This is a genomic window from Anaerosporobacter sp., assembly GCF_965301125.1.
On sequence record NZ_CBDLAM010000155.1, the window covers coordinates 1 to 2,701 of the forward strand.

Here is a 2,701-nt window from a genome sequence, read left to right on the forward strand (position 1 = left end):
ATTTTATTCCTTTTTATACATATTTTTATTAAAATTTGATTATAAATGATAACATCTGATCTTAGGTAAATTACTAGCGTAGTTGCATCTTCCTGCTACTGATAAAGCAAAAAGGCTGAGTATAATACCACTCTGCCTTTTTGTTTTATCCTATAAAGATTCTTTCTTCACAAATTTCTTGCCCCGTTCTTGTAATTTTGTAAATTCTTTCTCCGTTAACTGACATGCTATCTGTCCTGGAAAGATACCAGTCATCTGAATCCGATCCGCTTCCTTAAAACCAAGCATATCCATTGCTTGACAGACGCGATTCTGCTCCGTGGTTGCATACCCTGCAGATGGACTTCCCATCGAATATACGGTCATAAGCTTTCTCGCTTTTCCAGCATATGGTTGATATCCTCCATCGATCAGAGAATACAACCTATTGATAAAAAGCGATGTCTGACCAGAGACTGCAAACATATAGATTGGAGAACCAAGCACCAAACCGTCAGCATCTTTTAGTTCTTCTAATATCGGTGTCAGCTCATCCTTAATAACGCAGCCTTCGGACCCTTTACATCCCATACAGCCCTGACATCCCTTAAATGTCAACTGATTCAACTGATATTCCTTTACTTGTACACCAGCTTCTTCCATTCCTTGTCTTAATGCAGCAAATGCAGTACTCGTACCACCATTTGGTCTAGGACTTCCATTGATCATAATTACTTTTTTCATATTGCACCGCCTTATTTGCCTCTACAAACTCGCCTTTTTGCATCTTTGCATAAAGCGGTGTACCAGTTTTATTATTCATGCTTGTGATTCTTGCGTAGCTACCAATGGACTGCACACTTGGCAGATATTCATGAATCAATATTGCAATCTCCATAAGCTTTTCATAAGAAAGCACAAAGGCATCTCCGCCTTGTAGAAATGCTCTCTCATATTTTATTCCACTATCACGGAGTTCTTCCAAATCCTCTTTTACCTCTTCGATTGGAGATACAGAAAATCCACAGTCTCTATAATAAGTGCAGAACTCACATTTGTTGTGGGAACACCCACTTGTTACCTGTAAAATTGCATCGTTTGCCTCATATGGAGGTCTATTAATTCCATTTGCGTAGTGCATTTACAGACACCTCCTATCGCACAAAGCTAGTGATTTCCCTTGGATCTCTATTAGGTCTAGGAATATCCTTACCATACTCTAAAACTTTCATAAGCCATGCCATATCTCTCGCTGCATGAACCATCGTTTGGATTCCTTCCTTATCCTCTTGTACTTCCCCTGGAAGACGACCATATGTTGTTCCCCAATACTGATATGGTGGAATGATCATTCCTGCATGATCAGATAATTACAAAGCTGATGGAAGGTATCTGAGCCTCCCGTTCTTCTTGCTGTAATAAATGCAGCTCCAACCTTGTTCTTAAAATACGGAGCGCTTGTATAGAATACGCGATCAAGGAATGATTTCATGGTACCGGCTATTCCACTGAAATATACTGGTGATCCTAAAACAATTCCATCTGCCTCTCTCATTTTCTGCGCTACTTGATTCACAAGATCATCCTTAAAAATACATTCATGATTTGGAGCTGTATAACATTTACCACAGGCGATGCATCCATGGATTGCTTTATTACCAACATGGATGATCTCCATTTCAATTCCCTGTGCTTCAAATTCTTCCTGCATATGCTTTAATACGATTGATGTATTACCGTTACTTTTTGGACTTCCATTAATTGCTACTACTTTCATATTGCCTCCTACATTCTTCCATCTCTGTCATATCTTTTTGTAAATCCGGACTGCTCCATCTCTGTAATCACTTGATCTAGTTTTGCTAACATTTCCTCTTTACTTTTCTTGTTCTTGTGGTAAGATTAATACAATTAGTAATCGTTGACAAGTACGCAATAATTTTTAACTAGGTTAATTTTTTCTAACCTAGTAACTATTTACAACAAAGTGACAGCTGAACCCGTAAGGCGAGTTTTACGAATGTGTTGTAGAATAGGCGTGAATAGTTACATAACAAACGGAGGACTTAAACTATGCAACCATGTACACCAAATATGAGCATTGCCATTGATTTATTGTCTGGAAAGTGGTCTTTAAAAATTTTGATCTGTCTGTGCCAGGCAAAAAAGATACGATTTAATGATCTGCGCCGCATGTTACCAGGAATCTCCAATAATATGCTAGCCCAGTGCCTGAGAGAATTTGAGAAATATAAGATAGTAGAAAGAAAGCAATACGAAGAAATTCCGCCAAGAGTGGAATACTCATTGACGGAACTTGGGCAACAGCTTCATCCAGCTGTACATTTATTAAGCGAATGGGGACATGCGGTTCAGGAAGCAAATGGAATTAACTGCACAGAAAAATCATAAAGTAAATGAGGGCATACCACTTATAACATTGTATCGACCTGTATATGATATTAGGAACTTCAAATATTGATAGTTAGTAGTTTTAGTATATGTATTCAAATATTATTATATTTAGAAACACCGATAAACTGAAATTTGTAATACTTACTTATGAGATGACTCAATACGAACTGCCGAAGCGTTCTTACACGGTTATTCAACCAAGGTAAAGAAAGTGAAAAGGGAACCTCTCTTTTACTTTATTCCAAAATATCCGTAATGCTTATTCCTATCATTATTAATTTAAATATATAAAAAGGGACATACAAAT

The 2,701-nt window shown here is 37.4% G+C and carries 5 protein-coding genes; 1 reads left to right on the top strand and 4 read right to left on the bottom strand.

Annotation, left to right across the window (positions count from 1 at the left end; genetic code table 11):
• Positions 1-150: 150 nt before the first annotated feature.
• The 4 genes from ACW2QF_RS14845 to ACW2QF_RS14860 are packed head-to-tail and all read right to left on the bottom strand — an operon-like array spanning position 151 to position 1,756.
• Positions 151-723, bottom strand: coding sequence for a flavodoxin family protein (locus tag ACW2QF_RS14845; RefSeq protein ID WP_455716791.1), 573 nt, complete (start codon positions 721-723; stop codon positions 151-153).
• Positions 689-1,120 carry a hypothetical protein gene (locus ACW2QF_RS14850; protein ID WP_455716792.1) on the bottom strand — a complete coding sequence of 144 codons (432 nt, stop codon included), beginning with the start codon at positions 1,118-1,120 and terminating at the stop codon, positions 689-691. The genes ACW2QF_RS14845 and ACW2QF_RS14850 overlap by 35 nt, the downstream gene beginning before the upstream one ends.
• Before the next feature lie 13 nt (positions 1,121-1,133).
• A complete protein-coding gene (locus tag ACW2QF_RS14855) occupies positions 1,134-1,331 on the bottom strand; it encodes a hypothetical protein (protein WP_455716793.1) in 198 nt (65 codons plus the stop codon).
• On the bottom strand, positions 1,328-1,756 hold the full coding sequence (locus tag ACW2QF_RS14860) for a flavodoxin family protein (protein WP_455716794.1): 429 nt from the start codon (positions 1,754-1,756) through the stop codon (positions 1,328-1,330). The genes ACW2QF_RS14855 and ACW2QF_RS14860 overlap by 4 nt, the downstream gene beginning before the upstream one ends.
• Before the next feature lie 296 nt (positions 1,757-2,052).
• Here ACW2QF_RS14860 and ACW2QF_RS14865 point away from each other — a divergent pair, with 296 nt between their 5' ends.
• Entirely contained in the window at positions 2,053-2,391 is a 339-nt protein-coding gene (locus ACW2QF_RS14865) for a winged helix-turn-helix transcriptional regulator (protein ID WP_455716795.1), read from the top strand.
• Positions 2,392-2,701 lie beyond the last annotated feature (310 nt).